The following is a 22,040-nucleotide window of genomic DNA, read 5'->3' as shown; positions in this document are numbered from 1 at the left end:
TCGGTCGAAGCCGGAGCCGCGTGCATGACATGCGTGCGGCAGGGCAAGGCATACCCGCGCGGCCGGTGCGCGGAACGGGGTTGCCGCGGTCGCCCCGTGAAGGATGCGGTCCACGGGAGCGGGGCGGGGTCCCGCTGGTGGAAGCGGAAGGGTGGATACCTCGTGTCTGTCCTCGCGGGCCGGGCACAGGTGGGGCATGACTTCTCTTGTTGTGGCGGCCTCCGAGCTGGCCCAGGACAGCAGGCCGGACGGGCCCCCGTGGCTCAAGTGGGCCTTCTTGGCGGTGTGGATCGCCCTCGCTCCCTGGATCGTGTACAAGCTGCATCAGAACGGCTACTTCAAGCGGCGACGCTGACGCCCGCGCCCCCCACCCCGACTGTCGGCGCATGCCGAGGGCGCGTCCTGTTCGGCACGCTGTTCGGAAGTGGGCTCGGCGCGGTCCCGGCCCACGGACTCAGGCGAGGGCGGTGACCAGCAGGGCGAAGGCGGCGGTGATGACGGCGACGCGGACGTAGTGGAAGCGGTCCCAGCGGTTCATCTGCTGCTTCCAGTCGGCCGGCAGGCCGTCGGCGGTCCACGTCTTGACCCGGTTGTTGATCGGGACGAGCAGCAGGATCGACATGACGACGCTGAGAACCAGCAACGCGGCGGCGACGATGACGAGGCCGACGCCGTCGTGGTGCCAGCCCGCGATGGTCCAGATGGCGGCGAGGGCGAGCGAGCCGACGTACCAGAACGGCATGACGGCGCCGAGCAGCCGGGCCCCGTGGGTACGGCCGCGCAGGCCGTTGTCGCCGGGGAGGCCGTTGAGGATCGGGTTGACGAAGAACGCGACGCAGAACTCGACCCCGACCATTACGCCGACGATCACTGTGGTGCAGACCTCGAGTGCGTTGAGCATGATGACCCCTCCTGATATCTAGCGGCGCTAGATTATGAGGCGATGCTAGTGCTGCTGTCGCTTGCTTGTCTAGCGGTGCTAGGATTCAGGGGTGTCGGTACAAGAACGCAAGGAGCGCGAGCGGGCGGTCCGCGAACGCCTCATCGTGGCGACGGCCCGCGAACTCGCCGAGCGGCAGGGCTGGGACGCGGTGACCACCCGTCGGCTCGCCGAGAGCATCGAGTACAGCCAGCCCGTCCTCTACAGCCACTTCCGCGGCAAGCGCGAGATCATCGGCGCCGTGGCCCTCGAGGGCGCCGCCGAGATGGCCGCGGCGCTGCGGGCCGCGACCTCCGCCGCGGAGGGCCCGCGCGCCCGGGTCACCACGCTCGCCCGCGCCTACCTCGACTTCGCCGAACGCAATCCGGCGGTCTACGACGCCATGTTCCAGCTGGACGGCGGCCTGGCGTTCGCGGAGGAGAACACTCCGGAGCCTCTGAAGGACGCCTTCGCCGCCCTGTCGGAAAGCCTCGCCGAGGTCGCCGGGGACGGCGTCCACCCGGCGCTGTTCACCGAGGTGTTCTGGGCCGCCCTGCACGGGCTGGCGACCCTGACCCGGGCGGGACGGCTGCCGCCGGTGGACGCCGGGCGGAGAGTCGAGCTGCTGGTGGACCGGCTCGTCGCGGACTGACGCGCCGTCCGGACGGGCGGGGTCTGTCGGCTCGGCGCCCAACTACGGGACCGCTGCTGGTCAAAAAGGCGCCCGCCTGGCCGAGTCGCGGATCAATGGGCCCTGACGGGGCGCTCTTCGTCCCGGGCAAGCTCGGGCGCGTACGCCTTCCGAGACCGGGCGGCGCTGGTTGCGTGGTTGTCGTCGGACCGTAGGCGGGTCCCCTTCCCTCCCTCGTCGCATGGGCGAGACAGAGGACCCGGCTCGGCGTTTGCCGACAAGCGTGCTTCCCGCCCCACGTTTCGTGCCTGCCGGCGTCCGGAACCTAGAGCCCGGCGTCAAGGGCTTCGTAGACCTGCCGGATGTAGCCGTGTGTCCGCTCCGAGCCCAGGATTCCGGCATCCAGGCGGTTCATCGTGTAGGCGAAGGTGACGCGCCGGTCGAGGTCCATCATGACGACCGAGCCGCCCCGGCCGACCCAGAAGCAGATCCTTCCCGTGGGCATCTGCGGCATCGTCCTCGGGTCCGAGAGGGCGTAGCCGACGCCCCACCGCACGGGAACGCCCAGGACCAGGTCGACTCCGTCGGCCTGCACGTCGAAGATCCTGTCCACCGTGTCCGGGGAGAGCAGCCGATGGCCGTTCGCCTCACCGCGCCGGGAGATCACCGAGAGGGTACGGGCCAGACTCCGCGCGTTGCCGTGCCCGTTGACGGCTCCGAGCTCGGCGCGGCGCCACCCCGGGGTGTCGACGTGCTCGTCCCGGGCGGGGCTGCCGAACAGCGTCCTGGTGAAGAACGCCTCGGGATCGAGACCGGTCATTCCCTCGACGGTCTGCGACGGCGGCACCAGCGGGGCGATACGCAGCCAGTCCGCTTCCCGCGCACCGATCTGGACGTCGGCCTCCAGCGGCTTGGCGATCTCGGTGTCCACGAACTCGGCCAGGGTCCGGCCACTGGCTCGCCGGACGAGCTCCCCGACCAGCTGTCCCTGGGTCTGCATGTGGTAGCCCGCGGCGGTCCCCGGCTCCCACCAGGGCGCCTGCCCGGCGAGTCGGGCGCTCGCCGTCGGCCAGTCGTAGAGATCGTCGATGGTGAAGGGCTGTTCCCAGCCGGGCAGCCCCGCGGTGTGCGCCAGCACATGCCGCACCTCGATGTCCTGCTTGCCCCGGGCGGCGAACTCCGGCCAGTACTCCGCGACAGGGCGGTGCAGGTCCAGTTCTCCACGGTCGACGAGGACGAGGGCGGCGAGACTGGTGAGGGTCTTGGTCGTCGACCACAGGCTGACCAGTGTGTCCCGCTCCCATGCGATGGTCCGCGCTGTGTCGGCATGCCCACCCCAGAGGTCCACCTCCATGACGCCGTCGACGTCCACGGCCAGTGACGCCCCCAGTTCGTCGCCGGACTCCAGGTGTGCCGCCAGTGCTGCCCGGACCGGTTCGAACCGGGCGGTACTCGTTCCTTCGATGGTGACCATGGCATTCTCCGCTACGTACGACAGTGCTATTCGGTTACTCGAACGTGCGGGACGGCACCGTGGTTCACGTCCTGCGTGGACCAACGCGGGAGCCGCTTACTCACGCCGAACGACGCCTTGGTAATGTCCCGTTAGGCACGCGGGAGGAGGGCGACGGGGCCCCCACCGCTCCGATCATCCGCGCAGCACCGTCCCTGGCCGACCGGCCACCGCGACAAGGTCGCGACGGTCGCACGGGCAACCGGGTGGGACGAGCACCTGGTGTTCGTCACTGCGGCCACGGTGAGGCCACCGGCCTCGGACCGGGCCGCTCGCGCGTCCGCCGGTCAGCCGGGTGCGGGGGTGCGAGGCGTGACGCCGCAGGGACAACAGGGGAAAACGGTGCCGGATTCCGAACATGAGCTGGACTTCGAGTTGCTGGGTCCGCTGGTGGTACGGCGAGCGGGCGCGGTGCTGGATCCGGGGCGGCGCAAGCAGCGGTTGCTGCTGATCCGGCTGCTGATCGCCGACGGCCGTGCGGTCGCTCCCGAGACGCTGTGCGAGGAGCTGTGGCCGCAGCAGACGGGGCGGGCCCCGGGCAAAACGATGGCTTCCTTGCACGCCCATGTAAGCAAGATCCGCGCGATTCTGGAGCCTCGGCGTCAACGCGGAACGCGGACGTTCGACGTACTGCTCACCACACCGTCCGGCTACGCCCTGAACGTCGCACCCGACAGCCGGGACACCGTGCGCTTCGAGCGGGCCGTCGCCGACGCACGCCGGTCGCTGGGCCACGGCCGTCCCGGACATGCCCTGGAGACGGTCGGCCGGGCCGTGGGCATGTGGCGCGGAGCGGCCCTCGCCGACGCCGCAGACCACCTGTTCGCCGCTCAGGAGGTCGCACGGCTGGAGGACCTGCGGCAGACCGCTTGGGAGATCCGTACCACCTCATTGCTCCTGAACGGGCGGATCACCGAGGCGGTGGAGGCGGCCCGGGAACTGACGGTGGAGCACCCGTTGCGGGAGACCGGCTGGGCTCTGCTGCTGCGGGCCCTGTACCTGGCGGGCCGGCACCCCGAGGCCCTGCGGTGTTACGCGGACCTGCGCGGGCACCTCGCCGACGAACTCGGCCTTGAACCCGGCCCCGCACTGCGCGCCCTGCACGACGGCATCCTCCGCCACGACCTGCCGCCCCTGCTCCTGCCGGACGCCGTCACCGCACAGGAAGCGGGACCGGCCGCCCCCACCGCGGACAGCGGTGATCCGAAGGGGGCGACGTGGTACGAGGCACGGAAGCAGCACGCCGTAGCCATGGTCGGCGAAGCACGGCCGGCCGGTACACCTCATGGAGCCCCGCACTCGTCTCCGACGGAGCCCCCCGGCGCAAGCGGCGCACCCGCCGTCGGCGCTGACGAGGTCGGGCTGGCCCGGGTGACACGTCCGGCACAACTACCGGGCGATCTGGCGGTGTTCGCGGGCCGGACGACCGAAGGCGCGCGGCTGTCCGCCGTGAGCGCTGCGTCCGGCCGGCCGGGACCGGCCGGTGCTCGTGTCGTCGTCATAGGCGGCGCCCCAGGCATCGGCAAGACCACCTTCGCCGTCCACCACGCCCACCGGATCGCCCCCTCCTTCCCCGACGGACAGCTCTTCGTCAATCTGTGCGGGTTCCATCCGCACGCGCCGGCCGTGGAACCCGGTGACGCCCTGCACGGTTTCCTCACCGCCCTCGGCGTTCCCGCCCAGCGGATTCCCGAGGACACTCCCGCGCGCAGCGCGCTCTTCCGCAGTCTGCTGACCGGCCGGCGGGTCCTGCTCGTCCTGGACAACGCCCGCGACGAGCAACAGGTCCGTCCTCTGCTGCCCGCGGGAGACGGTTGCTTCACCCTGGTCACCAGCCGCAACCGGCTCCCAGGCCTGATCGCGGCCGACGGAGCCAGGTTCCTGTCCCTCCCGTTGCCCTCGCAGGCCGAGGCCCACGAGACGCTGGCGCGGCGGCTGGGAGCCGAGCGTCTGGCCGCCGAGCCGGACGCGGCCCGCGACATCGTCCGGCTGTGCGGGCGGCTGCCCCTGGCACTCGCCGTGGTCGCCGCCGCCGCCGAACTCGACCCCGCCTTTCCCCTCCACGCCGTCGCCGACGACTTGCGCCAGGCCCGCGGCGGCCTCGACGCGTTCACCGGCTTCGACACCACCACCGACGTCCGGGCCGCGTTCTCCTGGTCCTACCGGTCCCTGGACCCGGGCGCCGCGCGTCTCTTCCGCCTCCTCGCCCTCCACCCCGGACCCCACATCACCGCCCCGGCCGCCGCCGGCCTCGCCGGACTCTCCCTCCCGGCAACGCGCCGCCTGCTGGCCGCACTCACCCGCTCCTGCCTCGTCGAACAGCCCCAGCCCGGCCGCTTCACCCTCCACGACCTGCTGCGCGACTACGCCGGCGAACTCACCCACACCCACGACCACGCCGACGAACGCCACACGGCCACCCTCAGGGTCCTGGACCACTACCTGTTCACAGCACACGCAGGCAACCGACTGCTCAAGCGGGACTCCCTGCCCGACCTCGACCTCGGCTCCCCGACCGCGGGCGCCGTCCCGGAGGATCTCACCACCGCCGGGCAGGTGAGCCGGTGGTTCGCCGCCGAACACCAGGTACTGAGGGCCCTGCTGCAGACCGCAGTCAGTCACGGCCTGGACGACCGGGTCACCGGGCTGGCCTGGTCGTTGAAGGAACACCTGAACCGCCAGGAGTACTGGCCGGAGGCCATCGCAGCCCTGGCGCCCGTCCTGGAGGTGGCGCAGCGCCTCGGCGACCGCCTGGCCGAGGGACGTTACCTGCGGCACGTGGGCAGCGTCCACGGCTATCTGGGCCACCAGGAACAGGCGGTGGACCACCTGGAACGCGCCACCGTGATCTTCGAGGAACTCGGCACCGTCCTCGATCAGGCCTGCGCCCACTACGCCATGGCGTGCGCGCTGTTTCTGTTCGGCCGGGTCCAGGAGGCCCTGGCGTTCTCCGAGCGAGGCCTCGCACTGTCCCGGGAGACAGGGAACGAACTGTGGGTGGCCGAGTGCCTCGTCGAACTCGCCTGGCTGCGTTCCCACACGGGGCAGCCCGAGAGGAGCCTCGCCTACAGCGAGGAGGCCATCGCCCTGTTCCGGCGTCTGGGTACACCGTGGCAGGAGGCCCAGGGCCGGGACGTGCTGGCCCACGCGCTCCGTCTGCTCGGCCGGTACGAGGAGGCGATGGCCACCTACCGGCGGGCTATGACGGCGTTCGACGAACTGGGGGACCACAGGAACGTCGTCGGCGTGCTGATGCGCATGGGCGACACCCGTCTGGCCATGGGCGACCGGGAGGCCGCGCGAGCGGACTGGCTCCGTGCGCTCGACGACGCCGAACGGCAGTCGCTGCTGCACACCGCACAGCAGGTACGGGACCGGCTCGCCGCCCTGGCGACGGGCGAGCCGCACGGCGACGGGCACGACGGCTCCTCGTCGCTCGCGTGCCCGTCTGCCGCGGAGCACACCTCGGTGTAGGCGACGGACGCGGCAATCCCAAGGGGACATCGCGCCACCGGGCGTCCGTGACCAGCACGGCCGGCCCGGCCCCGGACCGGGTTGCGGGCACATGCTTCAGGCTGCCGTGTCCGGGTTGTTCCCGCGACGCAGTGCGCGGGCGCACCAGCCGATGAGCATGGCGTTGATCAGTACTCCGAAAACGACGGAGAGGCCGAACGTCGCCGTGCCTTCGGGCAGGACGAGAAGCAGTACGAGACCGGACGGGACGATGGCGAGCAGCGGTATGACCAGCGCCATGGACCCTTCGGAGGCGGCCAGCAGGGCCCACCCGAACAGGAGGACACAGGCGACGAGGTAGACGCGCGCGGCGACGTGGCCGAGGGGGCGGAACACCCGGCGAAGGAGGGAGGGGCCTGGACCGGTCATGATGGCGGGACTCCTGGATGATGGCGGGCGGTCAGGCGGGGGAGAGGGGCGGGTTCGGCTGGGCGAGGCCCAGATCGTAGGCGAGGATCGTCGCCTGCACCCGGTCGCGCAGTCCGAGCTTGCGCAACAGGGCGTTGACATGGGACTTCACGGTGCCGACGGTGATGCCGAGTTGCTCGCCGATCTCCGCGTTGGTGAGTCCGGCGGCGATCAGGGTCAGGACGCTGTGTTCGCGGCCGGTGAGACTGTTCAGCTCCCCGGCAGGGGTGCCGCCCTGGGGTGCCGCGCCCGGCCTCGACGCGTAGTGGCCGATGAGCCGGCGGGTCGCGGACGGAGCGAGGACGCTCTCACCGGCCGCCACCACCCGGATGCCGTGCAGCAACTCGCCGGCGTGTACGTCCTTGAGGAGGAACCCGGAGGCTCCGGCGCGCAGCGCGTCGAACACGTACGCGTCGAGGTCGAAGGTGGTGAGTACCAGGACGCGGGGTGCGTCGGGGCGCCCGGTGATGATCTGGGTGGCGGCGATGCCGTCCAGTACGGGCATGCGGACGTCCATGAGGACCACGTCCGGCGCCAGTTGCTCGGCGAGGCGCACCGCTTCGGCGCCGTCGGCGGCCTCGCCGACGACCGTCAGGTCCTCCTCGGCGTCGATCACGGCCGCGAACCCCGCCCGTACGATGCCCTGGTCGTCGACGACCAGCACGCTGACGCTCATCCTTGTTTCTCCTCGTCGTCCTGCCGCACCTCCGGCGCCGCGGTCAGCGGCAGCCGGACGCCCACCGGGCCCGACGGGCCGGTGGTGAGAGTTCCGCCGATCACCGCGGCCCGCGCCGCCAACTGCTCACACAGGGCGGAACGGCCGCTGTCCGGCACGCCGGTCGCCGTGAGTGTCACCGCGGCGTCGTCCGCGTCGAGTGACACCACCATCGGCTCCGCACCGCCGGCCGCCAACATCGTTTCGCAGGCATGGTAAGCGGCCAGGTCCACGGGGGTGGGCAGCCGTCTCGGCAGGCGGTCGGTCAGCCGTATCACGACATCGCGGCCGGTTGCTCTGATCTGGTGGGCGAGGAGGTCGAGAGCCTGGAGGGTGGGCTGCGGCCGCAGCGCGGGCGTCGCTCCGGCGTCCCGGACCGTGTCGAGCAGGGCACGCATCGCGGCGAGTGCCTCGCGAGCGCGCTCGGCGACCTCGTCGAGCCTGCCGGCCTCAGCCTGCGCGACCATGTCGGCGGTGCGGGCGAAAACGGTGGTCTCGAGCCCGGTGGCGATCCGGCGCCGCTCGGCCCACGCGTCCCGTACCGCTTCCTCGGTCCAGACTGCGAGGTTCTTTGCCAGCGCGCCCCGGGCGGCCCGGCGGCGGCGCCCCCACAGGGTCCCGCCCCACTGTGCCGCACCGACCGCCAGGGCCGCCTGGGTCGCCGCCCCTGTGACGAGGACCGGGACGGAGACGGCCGTGCCCCGTTGCAGAACGGCGGCGGTCATGGCCAACGCGTGCACGAGCACGGCGACGACCGGGCCGGCCTGCGGCAGCCGGCGCGGGCGGCCCGCGCCGTCCGGCGGGCCGCAGGCAGCCCTGCCGGCCGCGACGGAGGCGACCGTCGCGCAGGTGGCGACCATGCTCAGCAGGGGCGGCAGAAGCACCCAGCCGGTGTATCCGCCCATGGACATCGCCGGCGGCCAGAGCAGAGCCAGTGCGCACATCACACCCTGGGCCACGCCCGGTGCCCGGCGCAGCCACAGCAGTGCGAGTCCCTGCGCCGCGGCCAGCAACGCGAAGAACACACCTGCCGACACCTGTTGCCCGCCCGAGACGGACCCCTTGTGGACGACCAGCGTGGGAAGCAACGGCTGCACGGCGAGGCCGGCGGCGGCCACCACCTGCGCAAGGCGGTAGTTCCACGGAACCGACCGCTGTACCGAGGCGGCGGCGACCCGGCCCGGCAGCACCGCACGTACCTCCCAGCCACCTTCCGCCGTCGGACCGCTGGTCAGGGTGCCGCCCGCCTCCCGCGCCCGCGACCGCAGGAAGCCCTGACCGCGTCCGGACCCGAGGCCCGCGCCGTGCGCCGCCGACCCGGCCGGCGGCGCCGCGCTCACGATCACGACTTCCGTGCGGGCGTCGCCGTACCGGCACGTCACGGTCGTGGGGGCACCGGGCGCGTGCCGCGCCACATTGGTCAGCGCCTCGCGCACGATGCCGTACGCCGCGTCCGCGACGGCGCCCTCCGGCAGCGGGTCGATCTCGTGCTCCACGCGCCGGCCGAGACGGGAGAACCCCGCGATCAGACCGAGCAGTTGTTCCCTCGGCGACGGGAGCCGCTCACGCGAGGGTGCCGGCGCCCGCACCGTGCCGAGCGCCCGGGTGACCTCGCGGCCGGTCTCGGCGGCGAACCGGAGAGCCTCGCCGATCATTTCGGGACGCCGGTCGCGCAGTCCGAGCGCCGCGCCCGCCGTGACGACGACGGCCGTCAGATGGTGAGCGCTGACGTCGTGCAACTCGCGTTCCATTCGGCGCCGTTCGGCCTCCGGAAGCCGGTGGCGCTCGAGTTCGGCCCGCCGCGACCGCTGTTCCGCGGCTCGCCGCTCACGGCGGGTTCGCCGCACCAGCAGTCCGGCGGCACACGCGCCGAGGTACAACACGGCCGTCAGGACGAGGTCGAGACCGTCGTGGTCGCTGAGCCCGTGCAGGGTGAGGTTGTACAGGGTCTGCCAGACCGAGAGTGCCACCACGCACAACAGCGCGGTGAAGGTGCCCCGTTCGGCGGCCACGGTGAACAGGGCCAGGGCGACGCCCGCCGTCCCCAGGACCGCCGCCGCCCCGGTGGGCAGCGGGCCGGCGCCCAGCGCACAGGCGGCGGCGACCGCGACGAGGGTGATCACCGGCCTCGATCGCCGAAGAGAGAGGGCGGCCGTCACCAGTCCGCAGACGAGGGCCGCCACGAGAAGGGCGGACCCCGCCGGGACGGTTCCACGGATCAGTTCCGCCCCGGGCCACACCGCGGCCTGGGCGCAGAACAGCAGGACCGGGAGCAACCGGTCATTGGTTCGATTCATGACCGGCCAAGACTATGGCCGCAGGTGAATGGCGGTCCTCCGGCTGGAGGCGGAGCCGGTTCTCTTACCTGGGGTGCAGAACCAGAGCCCATGGGCTCCCCCTTCACGGTCTGTTGGTGGTCATGCGCCGAGTACGCCCCGTCCCGCCAGCGACTTGCGCAGGGCCCGCATCGCGTAGAAGGCGCGGCTCTTGACGGTGCCGGGTGGGATGCCGAGGTGCTCCGCGGCCTGGGCCACGCTGCACTCCAGGTAGTACATGAGCTGGATGACGGTCCGCTGCTGCTCGTTGAGATCCCGCAGCGCTTCGAGTACCACGTGGGAGGTGAGGGTGGAGTCCGTGCCGTCCCAGGCGGCGTCCAACTCCTCGCCAGGCATGAGGTCCAGAGGGCGGATCCGACGAGCCCGGTGGTGGTCGACGACCAGATTCCTGACCACCGTGAACAGCCATGGCCGTATGTGTTCGCCGCGGGTGCCCAGGAACCCGGCATGCTTCCAGGCGCGGGCCGCTGCCTCCTGGAGGATGTCCTCCGCCCTGTGCCAGTCGCCGTCCAGCAGCCGTGCGGCATACCGGAGGAGCACGGGCCCGTACTGGTCGTAGAGGTCTTTCATGAAGGCGTCGCAGTCGGTTTCCGACGCGGCGTGCCGGGCATGCACCCGGGCTGGAGCGGGGGTGGCGATCCTCGCGTCCAAGGTCCCGTTCATAGGTGGAGCTCGATCCTGTTCGAGTGTTCTGTGACGTGTCTCCCGCACGGGCGGAAGCGCGGGGCCAACACTCTTGGAATCGCCTTGGCCAAACCTTGTCGTCTTCTTGTCGTGCCTTCTTGTCGTGCCTTCCTGTCCTTCGGGTCCGGCGCTTCCGGAGAAAACCGGCGAAGTTCTGTGAGCGGTGAACCGGATGCCGTCCGGCGCCGTTCTTGGCGGTGGGTGCTTCGCTTCGTACCCGAAGCACCTCGTCGCGCCCGGCCCGAAACCCCCTGACGGCCGGGCGCGCACCCCGTGCCGCCGCTGACCCTTCAGCGGCGCCACCAACGCGGCTGACAGAAGCGGTAGAGGACACCGCCGTCCACGTCCCGCGTATCGGGTGTCCCCGCGGGTCGCGGCACGAGCGGCGCCCGCGGAGGGAAGAAAGTCCACTGCACGGTGAACCGGTCACCACCGCACCGCGCACCACGGAAGGAAAGCTCCACCAATGAAGCGCTCCATCACGCGCATCGCACTCGTCGTGACGGCGGGAGCCATGACGGCTCTTCTGCCCGCGTTCTCGGCCGCCGCGACCAATCAGACCGGCTGCGGCGACCGGACGGACTTCGTCAAGGTCTGGTACGACGGCGGCAAGACAGCGTGTTTCGCCAACGCGGGTGTCATAGCACCCCAGCTTCCCAACGTCTCGAGGATCACCTCCGGCAACAACAACATCGAGATGATTCTGGGCGACAAGGTGGAGACCATGTCCAAGTGGTCGAGCATCAGGGATGTCGAGGGGCTCAACGCGACGCTGTACATCCTGCAGATCCGCTGACCCGCCGCGTCCGCAGCGACGCCGTTCCGCGGCAGCGCTTCCTGCGAATGAACCGCTGCGCCTCCCGGGCGGCCACGGAAAGTGGCCGCCCGCCCGGTGGCGCCTCGCCCGCCCCTTCAGTGCCCCTCTCCACCAAGACCACCAGGTCAAGAAAAAGGACGTTCACGATGCGCATCACCCCCCTGCCCCGACCGAGCCGCAGGTTCGCCCTGCTCGGTGCCCTCGCGGCCGTGGGCCTCTCCGTCACGGCCGTCACCCTTCCCGGAGTGGCCGGGGCCGCACCCCGCCACCAGGAGCGGCCGACGATCGTGCTGGAGCACGGGGCATTCGCCGACGCCGCGAGCTGGGACGGCGTCGTCAAGCGACTCCAGCGCGCCGGCTACCCGGTGGTGGCCGCCGCCAACCCGCTGCGCGGCCCGTCGAACGACGCCGCCTACCTGCGCAGCGTCGTCGACCACATCGACGGGCCCGTGGTCCTGGTCGGCCACTCCTACGGCGGCACCGTCATCAGCCAGGCCGCCGCCGGACTGGAGGACAAGGTCAAGGCGCTCGTCTACATCGCGGCGTTCCTGCCCGACTCCGGCGAGAGCTCGCTCGGGCTGACGAACAAGTTCCCCGGCAGCACCCTCGGCCAGGCGATCGAATCGGTGAACTACACTCTGCCGGACGGTAGTCAGGGTGCCGACGTCTACATCAAGCCGGACAAGTTCCACCAGCAGTTCGCCGCGGACGTGCCGGCGGACAGGGCGCGGCTCATGGCCACCGGGCAGCGTCCGATCTCCGGCGCCGCGCTGGAGGAGAAGTCCACGCAGGCCGCCTGGAAGACGATCCCCTCGTGGTCGCTCGTCACCACCGAGGACCGCAACATCCCCGTGGCCGCCCAGCGCTTCATGTCGGCCCGGGCGCACGCGCACACGACGGAGATCGACGCGTCACACGCGGTGTCCGTCTCACGCCCCGACGCCGTGACCCGCATCGTCGAGAGGGCGGCCCGGACGGTTCGCTGACCGGCGCGACCGGCAGCCCGCCTCGCCCCCGTTCCCGCCCCGCCATCTCCCGTAACCCGTGACGTGACCGTCGCGCACCACTGTCACCACCAGACGCACACCCACCGAAAGGCGACAACCACCATGCCGTTCATCACCGTCGGCCAGGAGAACTCCGCCTCCATCGACCTCTACTACGAGGACCACGGCACCGGGCAGCCGGTCGTGCTCATCCACGGCTACCCCCTCGACGGACACTCCTGGGAGAAGCAGTCCGCCGCCCTGCTCCAGGCCGGCTACCGCGTCATCACCTACGACCGACGCGGCTTCGGCCGGTCCAGCCAGCCCACCACCGGCTACGACTACGACACCTTCACAGCCGACCTGAACACCGTCCTGGAAACCCTGGACCTGCGCGAAGCCGTCCTCGTCGGCTTCTCCATGGGCACCGGCGAGGTCGGCCGCTACCTGGGCACCCACGGCTCCGCCCGCATCGCCAAGGCCGCCTTCCTCGCCTCCCTTGAACCGTTCCTGCTCAAGACCGACGACAACCCCGAAGGCGTCGACGGGGAGGTGTTCGAGGGCATCAAGCAGGCCGTCACCGCCGACCGCTATGCCTACTTCACCGCGTTCTACCAGGACTTCTACAACCTGGACGAGAACCTCGGCACCCGGATCAGCGAGGAGGCCGTCCGCCACAGCTGGAACGTCGCCGCCGGTGCCTCCTGGTATGCCTCCCTGGCGTGCGTGTCGACCTGGACCACCGACTTCCGCACGGACCTTCCCAAGATCGACGTACCCACGCTGATCCTGCACGGCACCGCCGACCGCATCCTGCCGATCGAGGCCACCGCCGAGCCGTTCCGCCGGGCGCTTCCGCAGGCCGAGTACGTCGTCGTCGAGGGCGCTCCGCACGGCCTGCTGTGGACCCATGCCCAGGAGGTCACCGACGCCCTGCTCGCCTTCCTGGCGAGGTGACCTGCGGGTGGCCGGTTGCTCGCGCCGGTGACGGACGCGGCGGACCGGGAGGTGTCCGCCGCCCGTACCCCTGCGGCGCGTGTGCGACCGGCCGCCGAACGGGCCCGCCGACGCCGCCGGGCATGCGCATCGGGGGAGAGGAGAAGGCGGAGAAGGTGAAGCACGTCCTTGGACCCCGCCAGGTCACTGCGGGCACGTCCGTCGCAGGGCGCTCGTACCGCTTCACCGGCCCTCAGTGCCCGGCGTCCGACGTCGAACCACCGGTCCGCCTGCCCGGCGGGGACGAGATCCTCCGGAACGGCGCCCGCGGTTTGCGGGCCGGGGCCGAATGCGGGCAGCGAGCCCGGCCTGAACAGCCGTTTCCAGTCGTACCGGTTGTCGGACCCGCCGCCTGAGCCGCGCCGGGTGGGGACACGGGCAGGGGCGGCAGGTCGTGGCGGAGGATGCCGTCGTGCAGGGCGCGCAGTGCGGGGCCGGGTTCGAGGCCGAGTTCGTCGGCGAGGTGCCCGCGCAGGTCCGCGTAACACCGCAGGGCCTCGGGGTGCCGGCCCGCCAGGTACAGGGCCCGCAGCAGCAGAGCCCAGCCGGTCTCCCGCAACGGGTGCCGCACCGTCAGTTCCCGTGCCGCCTCCATCGCTTGCGGTATCCGTCCGCTCAGGAGCAGGGCGGTGGTGCGGACCTCCCGGGTGGTCTGCCGCAGGTCCTCCAGCCGTGCGACCTCCTGAGCGGCGAACAGTTGATGCGTGGCGTCGGCGAGAGCGGCTCCGCGCCACATGCCCAGGGCCCGCTCGGCCTCCCGCAGCACGTCCGCGGGCCGCCCCTGCGCCAGCAGTCGGTGCGCCCGGACGACGGCCCGCTCGAAGCGCACGGTGTCCCGGCTCTCGGACGGGACGCGCAGGGCATAACCGGCGGGTTCGGTGACCAGTACCCGGAACGTGCCCCGCACGCGCAGGTGCCGGGGTTCCAGAACCGCCCGGACCTTGCTGACGTGGGCGTGCAGGGAGGCCGTCGCCCCACCCGGCGCCCGGCCCGGCCGCTCCGGCCACAGCTCCCCGCACAGCACCTCCGGAGCGACCGCCCGACCGTCGGCGATCAGCAGCCGGATCAGCAGCAACCGCTGCTTGCGCCGCCCCGGATCCAGCACCGCGCCCGTCCGCCGTACCACCAGCGGACCCAGCAACTCGAAGTCGAAGTCATGCTCCACAGCCGTCATCGTTCCCCCACCCAGCACCCCGCCTACGGTCTTACCACCTGCACGCACACGGGCCGTCGGGCACGTGAGCGACCTCAGCGCCCTCGGGCTGCCGCGCTCGGAGGGTTCCGGGGTCTTCGTCGTCGCCGCGCTGCTGCCCGGGCACCTCGGGGGTGCCCGGGCGCGACGGCGGATCAGCCCTTGACGTCGAAGGTGGCGGCGCGGGGCACGAACACCGTGTCCTCGTCCTTGGCCGTTGCCAGCGCCGAGACGTACCACGTGCCCCGGTTCAGCTCGGCCGCCTCCTTCTCCGTGACCTTCAGTGTGTAGGTGCAGCGGGCGGTGTCGGCCGAGGTGCTGCGGCACGTGGCGTCGTCCGTGTGCCGCAACTCCGCCTCCGTCGGGTCGAGCTTCGAACTCGCGGGCCAGGCCACGACCTTGAGGCCCCGGACACCCGAGTCGTCCCGCACGTCCGCCGTGAAGATGAGCGACCCGCTGCTGCCGCCGGACGGCGCGACGTAGCGGGCCGAGCCGTTGGCCAGTGCCGGCTCCGTGGCGCTCGAGGCCAGGGCGAGCCCACCGGCGGCCACTCCGCCGACGACGGCGACACCGATGAGCGACGGGACGAGAACGCGCTTGGACATGGGAGATCCCCCGGATTCCTGGTGAGGCGGGCGTGGTGCGCCCGCAGACTGGAGCGGGAGGGCGAAGCACGGCGCAGTGCGGAAGAACCGCTGGTCGAACCGCTGGCCGGTCGCCTTCCCGATGTGTTCGAGACTATGGCCCGGAGCACGGCGCGGTCCTCGGGCGGCCGGATGATTGCCGTCTCTAACCACAGGCGGAGAACGCCGTCAGAAGTCCAACCGCGGATGCCACGGGTGGTGGCATGATCAACGAGGTGCCGGCCATGGCCGCCGTGCCCTCACATCCTGCGGACAGCGGAGTGGCCGCCGTCCCCCTGCACCTTCGGACAGTGCAGTGGACGGCGGCCACCTGGTCGATCGTGGCGCCCGCGCCGGTATGGAGCACATGCGCCGCGCGCTGATCCACCGGGAGTGCGGGACAGCCCTCAGGGTGCCGGCGCGATGATCACAGCCGTTCCGTAGGCGCAGACCTCGGTGCCGATGTCCTGGGCCGTCGTGACGTCGAAGCGCATGGCGAGTACGGCGTTCGCGCCGCGGGCACCGGCCGCCTCGACGAGGCGCTCCATCGCCTCGTTCCGGGTCAGCACCAGTGTCTTGGTCAGGCCCTTCAGTTCACCGCCGATCACCGACTTCAGTCCGGCACCCAGCTGGGAGCCCAGATTGCGGGAACGTACGGTGAGGCCGAAGACCTCGCCGATCACTCGCCTCACCTCATGTCCCGGCACTTCGTTGGTGGTCACGACCAGAACGTCCGAGCCCTGTGCCGGGCCTCCGGTGTAGTCATCGATGGGCATGGAATCCGCCTTACAGGTAGGAAGGAAAAAAGAACCAGGCGCCTGCCACAACGGTGCCGGTGGGGTGCGGGTTCATCCGGCGGCGCGAATCCTTTTCCATACGTGGCCCTACGGCCCGTCGGCCTGCTTGTGCGGCGAGTCGTCGTCCTCGGCCCCGGTCCTCAGCTCCTCACCGCGCGCGTCGCGACCCAGGGCCGCCGAGCGGCGCAAGCCGCTCCGGCGGGGCGGCCGGAACGCGTTCCAGGACGCCGCCCGCGAAGACGTCGTACAGCGGCAGGGTCTCGAGATGGACGTATCCGATGTGGCAGTCGCAGACGGCCAGGGGACACGGGCGGGGGCGCAGGGCGGCGCGGTAGGAACCGTCGTAGAGGTTTCCCAGTTCCGTACGGACGAAGTGGCAGCGCCGGACGGTGCCGTCGCCGTCGACCGAGATCACGGATTCGCCGGTGCGGCAGGGCAGCCCGGCGCTGGCGTGCGGATGGCGGCTGTAGGGGAACAGGGGGTCGAGCGCGGTCCACTGCCCGGCCTCGGCGTCCTGGTAGGTGTGGCCTTCGGCGGCATTGATCCACAGGTACACGTGGGCGGGCAGATCGGCGCGCAGACGGCGGGCCGCTTCCAGGTGTTCGGGCAGCCCGACGACGCCGACGCTGAAACGGACACCGCGGTCGGCCAGGTCGCGGCATTTGGTGAGGAAGCGGTCGTAGGGGGTCTGGCCCGGGTGGTAGGTGCACCACAGGGCGAGGGTGTCGGTGTCGGCGTCGGTGAGCCAGTCGGTGCGGCAGCTGAGATTGGTCTGGATGGCCACCCTGCGGATGTGCGGGAGACGGGACAGCTCCGCGAGGGTGTGCCGGTACCAGGACCGGACCAGGCCCTCGCCCCAGGGGGTGAAGAGGAGAGAAAGCCGGTCGTCGGTGCGGGCGGCGGCCCACCGGGCGAAGCGTTCCAGGGCGGCGCGGTCGGCGCGGAGCCGGGCGGTGGAGTCCCGCCGCTTGGCGAACGGGCAGTAGGGGCAGTCGTAGTCGCAGGAGGCGAGCGGGCCCCGGTAGAGGACGGTCAGGTCCATGGCGGGCGGTCACTTCCTCGCGTAGGCGGCCATGGCGGCCCGCACGGCCGGCGAGAACAGCTCCGGGCCGACGGCGTCGGAGTGGGCCAGACCCTCGGGGGTGAGGCGCAGGCCGGAGGCTCCGGTGCCGCTCAGCCAGCCGCGGTCGGCCAGACGGCCGAGTTCGGGGCCGAAGTCGTCGTCGGGGGAGCTGCCGAAGCGAGCGCGGTAGTCGTCGGTGGCGAGGCCCTCGGCCTGGAGCAGCGACTGCAGCAGGTGACGGCGGCGGGCCTCCCGGCCGTCCATGCGGTAGCCGACCTCGGCGCGGGTGAAGTCGGTGGTGGTGACGTAGCCGTCGATGATGCCGCGGATCTCGTGCATGCCGACGGCGTAGTCGAACGAATAGTGCACGGCGGAGGTGTAGGAACGGGCACCGCAGCCCAGGCCGATCATGCCGTCGGTCTGGCAGGCGTAGTCGTCGGCGCCCTGCCGTGGGGCGTCGGTACGGCGGAACATGCGCATCGACTGCTGCGTGTAGCCGTGGGCGAGGAGATGGTCGCGGCCCGCGCGGTACAGGCGCAGCCGTTGCTCGTCCCAGGCGGGGTCGGGCCGGCCTTCTTCGCCGCGGCGGCCGAGGCCGGTCAGCGGGCGGACGTAGAGCGGGTAGAGGTACAGCTCCTCGGGCCGCCAGGCGAGCGCCGCGTCCAGGGAGTGGCGCCAGGTCCGCTCGGTCTGGCCGTCGATGCCGTAGATGAGGTCGATGTTGAGGACCGGGACGCGGGCGTCACGGATGCGGGCGAGAGCGACCTCGACATCGGCGCGGCGCTGCGGACGTACGGCGGCCCGCGCCTCGGAGTCGACGAAGCTCTGGACGCCCAGGCTCAGCCGGGTGGTGCCGCGCTCCGCCAGCACGGCGAGGCGGTCGGCGGTGGCCGTGGCGGGCGAGGCCTCCACCGACAGCGGGACGGCACGCAGGTCGGCGCCCATGCGGTGCTCGGCGATGTCGCACAGGCGCTCCAGCTCGGCCGCGGTGAGGAAGGTCGGCGTGCCACCGCCGAAGGCCGCGGTGGCGAACCGGACTTGACCCTCCTGTCCCAGCGCCTCCCGTACGGCGTCCGCCTGTCGTTCCAGGGCGTCGAGGTAGGCGCCGGTCAGGCCGTCGGGTGCGCCGATCCGGGTGAAGAGGTTGCAGAAGCCGCAGCGGACCTCGCAGAACGGTATGTGCAGGTAGAGGGAGAGGGCGTCCTTCGGTTCGGCCGCCCAGAGGGAGGCGAGCGCCGGACGGTCGGGCAGTCGGCGGTAGGCGGTCTTGTGGGGATAGGCGTAGACGTAGTGCTGGTACGGGCTGGTCAGCTGAGCTGTGGTCATACGGCGGCCTCGGCGGGGTCGAGGAAGAAGTGGGCGTACGGCACGGTCCACACGGACTCGTGACCCAGGCGGTGGCCGGTGTAGCCGTCGTCGCCGTAGGCGGTGCCGTGGTCGGAGCAGACGACGGCGAAGCAGCGGCGCCGGCTGCTCGCGACGGCGAAGAGCCGGCCGATGTGCCGGTCCACGTACTCCAGTGCGGCGGCGTGCGTCCGGCGCGTGTCTCCGTCCTCGCGGGTCGCGCCGGGCAGGTGGAACCAGTTCGGCTGGTGCAGGGCGGAGACGTTCACGAACAGGAACAGCCGCCGCTCAGGCGGGAGTTGAGCGACGACCTTCGCCACGCGGGCGACCTGGTTCTCGAAGGAGTGGGGTGAGGTGACGCCGAAGTCCGGTTCCCAGTGGGACTCGTGGAAGAGGCCGGGCAGCACCGAGCCGAGCGGGCCCCGCTTGTTGAAGAAGCCCACACCCCCGATGCACACGGTGTGGTAGCCGGCCCCGGCGAGGCCTGACACCAGATCCGGGGTGTCGAAGACGAAGGTCCCCTCGGCGGTGGTCTCGCTGCCCGCGAAACGCGCCGCGAACAGCCGTGGATGAGGCCCGGGGGAGGCGGGGGTCGGCAGGAACCCCGCGAACATCGCCTGGTGGGAGGCGTAGGTGAAGCTGCCCGGCGCGTGGCGCTTCTCCCAGCGGCCGCCCGGGAGGTGGCGGGCCAGGTTCGGGATACGGCCCGCCGCCGCCAGCTCGACGGCCACGTCGTGGCGCAGGGTGTCGAGGGTGACCAGCAGGATGTCGTGGCTGCCGACCACCTCGGTCATGTCGGGCTCAGGCATGGGCGGTTCCTGTTCTGTCCGGGTGGGGCGGGCCGGATCGGGGGTGCCCCGGATGGGGCGGGCCGGGCCGAGGGTGCCCCGGGTGGGGCGGGCCGGGTCGGGGGTGGCCACGCAGTACGGCCGCCACCTGCGCGGCGTAGGTGTCCAGGCCCTCGGCGCCGCTGCCGGGCAGGCCGGTGAGCCGGGGCAGCAGATCGCCGAACGCGTTGACCTCGCCGACGAAGGCTCTGCGCCAGCCGACGGCAGGCAGCAGGTCCACGCCGACGCACAGGGTGCGCGGGAAGCAGGCCGCGGCCCGCTCGCACACGTCGAGCAGAGCGGCCCAGCGCGCGCCGGCGGACTCCACGGCCTGACGGGCCGCGCCCAGGTCACCGCGGAGGCCGCCGAGATGGAGGTTGGTCATCGGCCAGCGGCTGGTGCGGACCACCGCGTGCGTGGCCCGGCCGGCCACCACGACGACCCTCAGATCGGCGGCTCTGCCCTGCTGGGACGCCTTGGGCAGCCAGCGTTCGAGGTGCAGGCCGTCCGGGACGAGCGCGTCGACGACGGCCGCGATGTCCTGTTCGCGGTCGTAGCGGCGCACCTTCAGGGAGTTGTGCAGCCGGTTCCCCGGGGTGAGTTCGACGGACGTGGTGGCCCGGACGCGACCACCGCCGCCCGTCTCGACGGCGAGAACCCCCGACGCGGACGAGCCGTGCGCGGGCTTGACGAACACGCGCGGCATGCGGTGCTCACGCATCAGCGTCCGCACGTCGTCCCAGCCGCGCACCGGCGCGCCCGGCGTACCCGGCCGACTCGACGTGGGCGAGGCGGGGACGGGTACGCCCGCCGCGTCGAGCACGCCGTGACAACGCCGTTTGTCGAAGAGCACGGCGAGGTCGCCGGGGTCGTCCAGGCGGACACCGCCGCGCAGACCGCGCAGCGCGGCGGTGAACCCGGCGTACCAGCGGGCCGAACCCTCGACCCGGGTGAGGTCCTGGGTGCCCCGCAGCAGACGGTCGACCTCGGCGTTCTCACCGGGCGAGTCGATCCGGACGATCTCGTCCGCGCCGAAGTCCGCTCCCCGGGCGCGCAGGACGTCCACCCAGGGGACGACGCGCGGGCCGGGCAGGCCGGCCGCGAGTACCGCGTCGCCGAAGAGGGACACCCGGCGGTTCTCCGGGTTGCCGACCACCGCGAAGCGCGGCAGGGCGAGAGCCGGCGGCCGGGTCACGGGGGGTGCGCTCACTCGCCCACGGCGACGTATCGCCAGACCGTGCCGTCGTCCTCGGTGTCCTCGTCCGCGTCGCCACGGTCCAGGTTCACCTCCACGCCCTCCAGGGTCTGCCGGACGCGCTCCTCGAAGGGCTTGCTGAGGTAGTGGTGGTGCAGGTCGAGCTTCTTGAGGTGGGTGAGGGGCTGACCGGCGAGCAGTGCACCGGCCCCCTCGTCGGTCAGGACGCCCATGGACAGGTCCAGCACCTCCAGACGGGCCACGACGGGGGCGGAGGCGATGGCCGCGGCGACGGCGTCCTGCATCTCGCTGTTGCGCAGGGCCAGATGCCGCAGGCGCGGCAGGCGGGCGCCGGACAGGATGGGCGCCAGGTCGGCGGCCTCACTGTCGCCGCCGTACTCCGGGGTGCCCAGCCACAGGTCGAGGTGCTCCAGGGCGGGCAGGTCGCTGCCGCCGATGCCGCGCACCACCTCGGCGGGCAGCCCACCGGTCTCCACGACGAGCCTGCGCAGCGCGCCGTGGTTCACCGCGGGGAACCGCAGCCCCGATCCGCCGCGCACACCGAACTCCTCCAGGGCGGGGAAGGCGTTGAGCAGCGGGGTGACGTCGGTCTGGTTGATCCAGGAGATCTCGCACTGCTCCATCACCATGTCGCCGAGGAACAGCGCGCGCAGCGCGGGGAACCGTTCCCGGGCGGTGACCAGGGCCTCGATGACGTCGGAGGGGTCCGAGTCGTACGCCTCCTCCCAGGCCCCGACGATCAGCGCCCGCACACGCGTCGTGTCGACGGCGGCGCGGAAGCGCTCGAAGGCCCCCGTCCAGTCCTCGTCGGCGTCGTACACGTCGCCGGTGATCCGCCAGGCGACGGCGTCCGCGTCGGGAAGGCCGTCCACCTTCGCCTCGGGACCCGGGAAGTCGTAGGCGGGCAGCCGGTACAGCGCGGAGAGGTGTTCACCAATGGTCATACGGCTGCTCCTGAGAAGAAAAGTGTGCGGTCCGTGATGTCGGAAGTTCTACCAAGAGGCACTGACAGCACTCGTCGGCGGGGCCGCTTCGCGGGGGCGTTGTCAGTGGTGGCCTCTACGGTCGTCGACATGAGGCCGGTGCGCCGAGCACCCGGCGGTGAGAGGAGAGCCATGTACCGGCAGGGAGACGTGCTGATCGTGCCCGTGACGGAGGAAGCGGTGCCGGCGCATGTCGCCCGTTCGCCGAGGGAGCGGCGCGACGCGCGGGGCCGGCTCGTGCTGGCGCTCGGCGAGGTCACCGGACATGCCCACGCCGTCGTCGGACCGGGAGAACTGGTGCGTGAGCCGGGGCCGTTCGGGCCTTTGCTGCTGCACCTTCCGCACGGCGGACGCGTGGTGCACGAGGAGCACGCGGTGATCGCGCTGCCCAAGGGGTGGTACCGGGTGATCAGGCAGCGGGAGTACGTGCCCGGATCCGTGCGGATCGTGGCGGACTGAACAGCGCATGACGGAGGG

21 protein-coding genes are annotated in these 22,040 nt (G+C 71.8%); 7 read left to right on the top strand and 14 right to left on the bottom strand.

All coding sequences use genetic code 11. The annotated features are described in order from the left end of the window. The first annotated feature begins 196 nt into the window (after nucleotides 1–196). Nucleotides 197–355 carry a hypothetical protein gene (locus ACFYP4_RS08410; RefSeq protein ID WP_358854481.1) on the top strand — a complete coding sequence of 53 codons (159 nt, stop codon included), beginning with the start codon at nucleotides 197–199 and terminating at the stop codon, nucleotides 353–355. 99 nt (nucleotides 356–454) lie between these two features. On the opposite strand, the gene ACFYP4_RS08405 is transcribed toward ACFYP4_RS08410, so the two are convergent. Further along, on the bottom strand, nucleotides 455–901 hold the full coding sequence (locus ACFYP4_RS08405; RefSeq protein WP_388783936.1) for an anthrone oxygenase family protein: 447 nt from the start codon (nucleotides 899–901) through the stop codon (nucleotides 455–457). Between the two features lie 91 nt (nucleotides 902–992). Here ACFYP4_RS08405 and ACFYP4_RS08400 point away from each other — a divergent pair, with 91 nt between their 5' ends. Next, nucleotides 993–1,571 carry a TetR/AcrR family transcriptional regulator gene (locus tag ACFYP4_RS08400; RefSeq protein ID WP_358854483.1) on the top strand — a complete coding sequence of 193 codons (579 nt, stop codon included), beginning with the start codon at nucleotides 993–995 and terminating at the stop codon, nucleotides 1,569–1,571. A gap of 304 nt (nucleotides 1,572–1,875) precedes the next feature. Here ACFYP4_RS08400 and ACFYP4_RS08395 read toward each other — a convergent pair whose 3' ends face one another. Continuing rightward, nucleotides 1,876–3,024, bottom strand: a complete 1,149-nt coding sequence (locus ACFYP4_RS08395) for a serine hydrolase domain-containing protein (RefSeq protein ID WP_358854484.1) — start codon at nucleotides 3,022–3,024, stop codon at nucleotides 1,876–1,878. Nucleotides 3,025–3,405: 381 nt separating this feature from the next. Here ACFYP4_RS08395 and ACFYP4_RS08390 point away from each other — a divergent pair, with 381 nt between their 5' ends. Then, nucleotides 3,406–6,537 (top strand): BTAD domain-containing putative transcriptional regulator, encoded by a 3,132-nt coding sequence (locus tag ACFYP4_RS08390; RefSeq protein WP_388783932.1) that lies wholly within the window; start codon nucleotides 3,406–3,408, stop codon nucleotides 6,535–6,537. Between the two features lie 96 nt (nucleotides 6,538–6,633). On the opposite strand, the gene ACFYP4_RS08385 is transcribed toward ACFYP4_RS08390, so the two are convergent. The 4 genes from ACFYP4_RS08385 to ACFYP4_RS08370 all read right to left on the bottom strand — a co-directional run bounded on the left by ACFYP4_RS08385 (nucleotide 6,634) and on the right by ACFYP4_RS08370 (nucleotide 10,698). Then, nucleotides 6,634–6,945, bottom strand: a complete 312-nt coding sequence (locus ACFYP4_RS08385; RefSeq protein WP_358854776.1) for an SCO4225 family membrane protein — start codon at nucleotides 6,943–6,945, stop codon at nucleotides 6,634–6,636. Nucleotides 6,946–6,976: 31 nt separating this feature from the next. After that, a complete protein-coding gene (locus tag ACFYP4_RS08380) occupies nucleotides 6,977–7,660 on the bottom strand; it encodes a response regulator transcription factor (protein ID WP_358854775.1) in 684 nt (227 codons plus the stop codon). Further along, nucleotides 7,657–9,996, bottom strand: coding sequence for a histidine kinase (locus tag ACFYP4_RS08375; RefSeq protein ID WP_388783927.1), 2,340 nt, complete (start codon nucleotides 9,994–9,996; stop codon nucleotides 7,657–7,659). The genes ACFYP4_RS08380 and ACFYP4_RS08375 overlap by 4 nt, the downstream gene beginning before the upstream one ends. A 120-nt stretch (nucleotides 9,997–10,116) precedes the next feature. Beyond that, a complete protein-coding gene (locus ACFYP4_RS08370) occupies nucleotides 10,117–10,698 on the bottom strand; it encodes a sigma-70 family RNA polymerase sigma factor (protein WP_358854773.1) in 582 nt (193 codons plus the stop codon). Nucleotides 10,699–11,185: 487 nt separating this feature from the next. Here ACFYP4_RS08370 and ACFYP4_RS08365 point away from each other — a divergent pair, with 487 nt between their 5' ends. The 3 genes from ACFYP4_RS08365 (at nucleotide 11,186) to ACFYP4_RS08355 (ending at nucleotide 13,479) form a co-directional block, all read left to right on the top strand. After that, nucleotides 11,186–11,515, top strand: a complete 330-nt coding sequence (locus ACFYP4_RS08365; RefSeq protein ID WP_358854772.1) for a beta/gamma crystallin domain-containing protein — start codon at nucleotides 11,186–11,188, stop codon at nucleotides 11,513–11,515. A gap of 167 nt (nucleotides 11,516–11,682) precedes the next feature. Further along, complete coding sequence (locus ACFYP4_RS08360) at nucleotides 11,683–12,522, top strand: alpha/beta fold hydrolase (protein WP_388783923.1); 840 nt, start codon at nucleotides 11,683–11,685, stop codon at nucleotides 12,520–12,522. A 123-nt stretch (nucleotides 12,523–12,645) separates the two neighbouring features. Then, nucleotides 12,646–13,479 carry an alpha/beta fold hydrolase gene (locus ACFYP4_RS08355; RefSeq protein WP_388783920.1) on the top strand — a complete coding sequence of 278 codons (834 nt, stop codon included), beginning with the start codon at nucleotides 12,646–12,648 and terminating at the stop codon, nucleotides 13,477–13,479. A 232-nt stretch (nucleotides 13,480–13,711) separates the two neighbouring features. Here ACFYP4_RS08355 and ACFYP4_RS08350 read toward each other — a convergent pair whose 3' ends face one another. From ACFYP4_RS08350 to ACFYP4_RS08315, 8 genes are all read right to left on the bottom strand, one after another. Next, a complete protein-coding gene (locus ACFYP4_RS08350) occupies nucleotides 13,712–14,692 on the bottom strand; it encodes a BTAD domain-containing putative transcriptional regulator (RefSeq protein WP_388783917.1) in 981 nt (326 codons plus the stop codon). Nucleotides 14,693–14,865: 173 nt separating this feature from the next. Beyond that, nucleotides 14,866–15,315 (bottom strand): DUF5707 domain-containing protein, encoded by a 450-nt coding sequence (locus ACFYP4_RS08345; RefSeq protein WP_358854768.1) that lies wholly within the window; start codon nucleotides 15,313–15,315, stop codon nucleotides 14,866–14,868. Nucleotides 15,316–15,740: 425 nt separating this feature from the next. Beyond that, nucleotides 15,741–16,109 (bottom strand): YbjQ family protein, encoded by a 369-nt coding sequence (locus tag ACFYP4_RS08340; protein WP_358854767.1) that lies wholly within the window; start codon nucleotides 16,107–16,109, stop codon nucleotides 15,741–15,743. 169 nt (nucleotides 16,110–16,278) lie between these two features. After that, nucleotides 16,279–17,172, bottom strand: a complete 894-nt coding sequence (locus tag ACFYP4_RS08335) for an STM4011 family radical SAM protein (RefSeq protein ID WP_358854766.1) — start codon at nucleotides 17,170–17,172, stop codon at nucleotides 16,279–16,281. A 9-nt stretch (nucleotides 17,173–17,181) separates the two neighbouring features. Next, the gene (locus tag ACFYP4_RS08330) at nucleotides 17,182–18,519 is read right to left on the bottom strand and encodes an STM4012 family radical SAM protein (protein WP_388783912.1); all 1,338 of its coding nucleotides are present in this window, start codon (nucleotides 18,517–18,519) and stop codon (nucleotides 17,182–17,184) included. Beyond that, a complete protein-coding gene (locus ACFYP4_RS08325) occupies nucleotides 18,516–19,331 on the bottom strand; it encodes an STM4013/SEN3800 family hydrolase (protein ID WP_358854780.1) in 816 nt (271 codons plus the stop codon). Before ACFYP4_RS08325 ends, ACFYP4_RS08330 begins: the two co-directional genes overlap by 4 nt. A 7-nt stretch (nucleotides 19,332–19,338) precedes the next feature. Next, complete coding sequence (locus ACFYP4_RS08320; RefSeq protein ID WP_388783909.1) at nucleotides 19,339–20,574, bottom strand: STM4014 family protein; 1,236 nt, start codon at nucleotides 20,572–20,574, stop codon at nucleotides 19,339–19,341. Further along, on the bottom strand, nucleotides 20,571–21,524 hold the full coding sequence (locus ACFYP4_RS08315; protein WP_388783907.1) for an STM4015 family protein: 954 nt from the start codon (nucleotides 21,522–21,524) through the stop codon (nucleotides 20,571–20,573). The genes ACFYP4_RS08320 and ACFYP4_RS08315 overlap by 4 nt, the downstream gene beginning before the upstream one ends. Before the next feature lie 171 nt (nucleotides 21,525–21,695). Here ACFYP4_RS08315 and ACFYP4_RS08310 point away from each other — a divergent pair, with 171 nt between their 5' ends. Next, on the top strand, nucleotides 21,696–22,022 hold the full coding sequence (locus ACFYP4_RS08310; RefSeq protein ID WP_358854762.1) for a hypothetical protein: 327 nt from the start codon (nucleotides 21,696–21,698) through the stop codon (nucleotides 22,020–22,022). Nucleotides 22,023–22,040 lie beyond the last annotated feature (18 nt).

This window comes from Streptomyces sp. NPDC005551 (genome assembly GCF_042871785.1).
Classification (GTDB): Bacteria; Actinomycetota; Actinomycetes; order Streptomycetales; family Streptomycetaceae; genus Streptomyces.
Note: the sequence above shows the minus strand (reverse complement) of the source record. Positions and strands in the feature narration are given on the sequence as shown.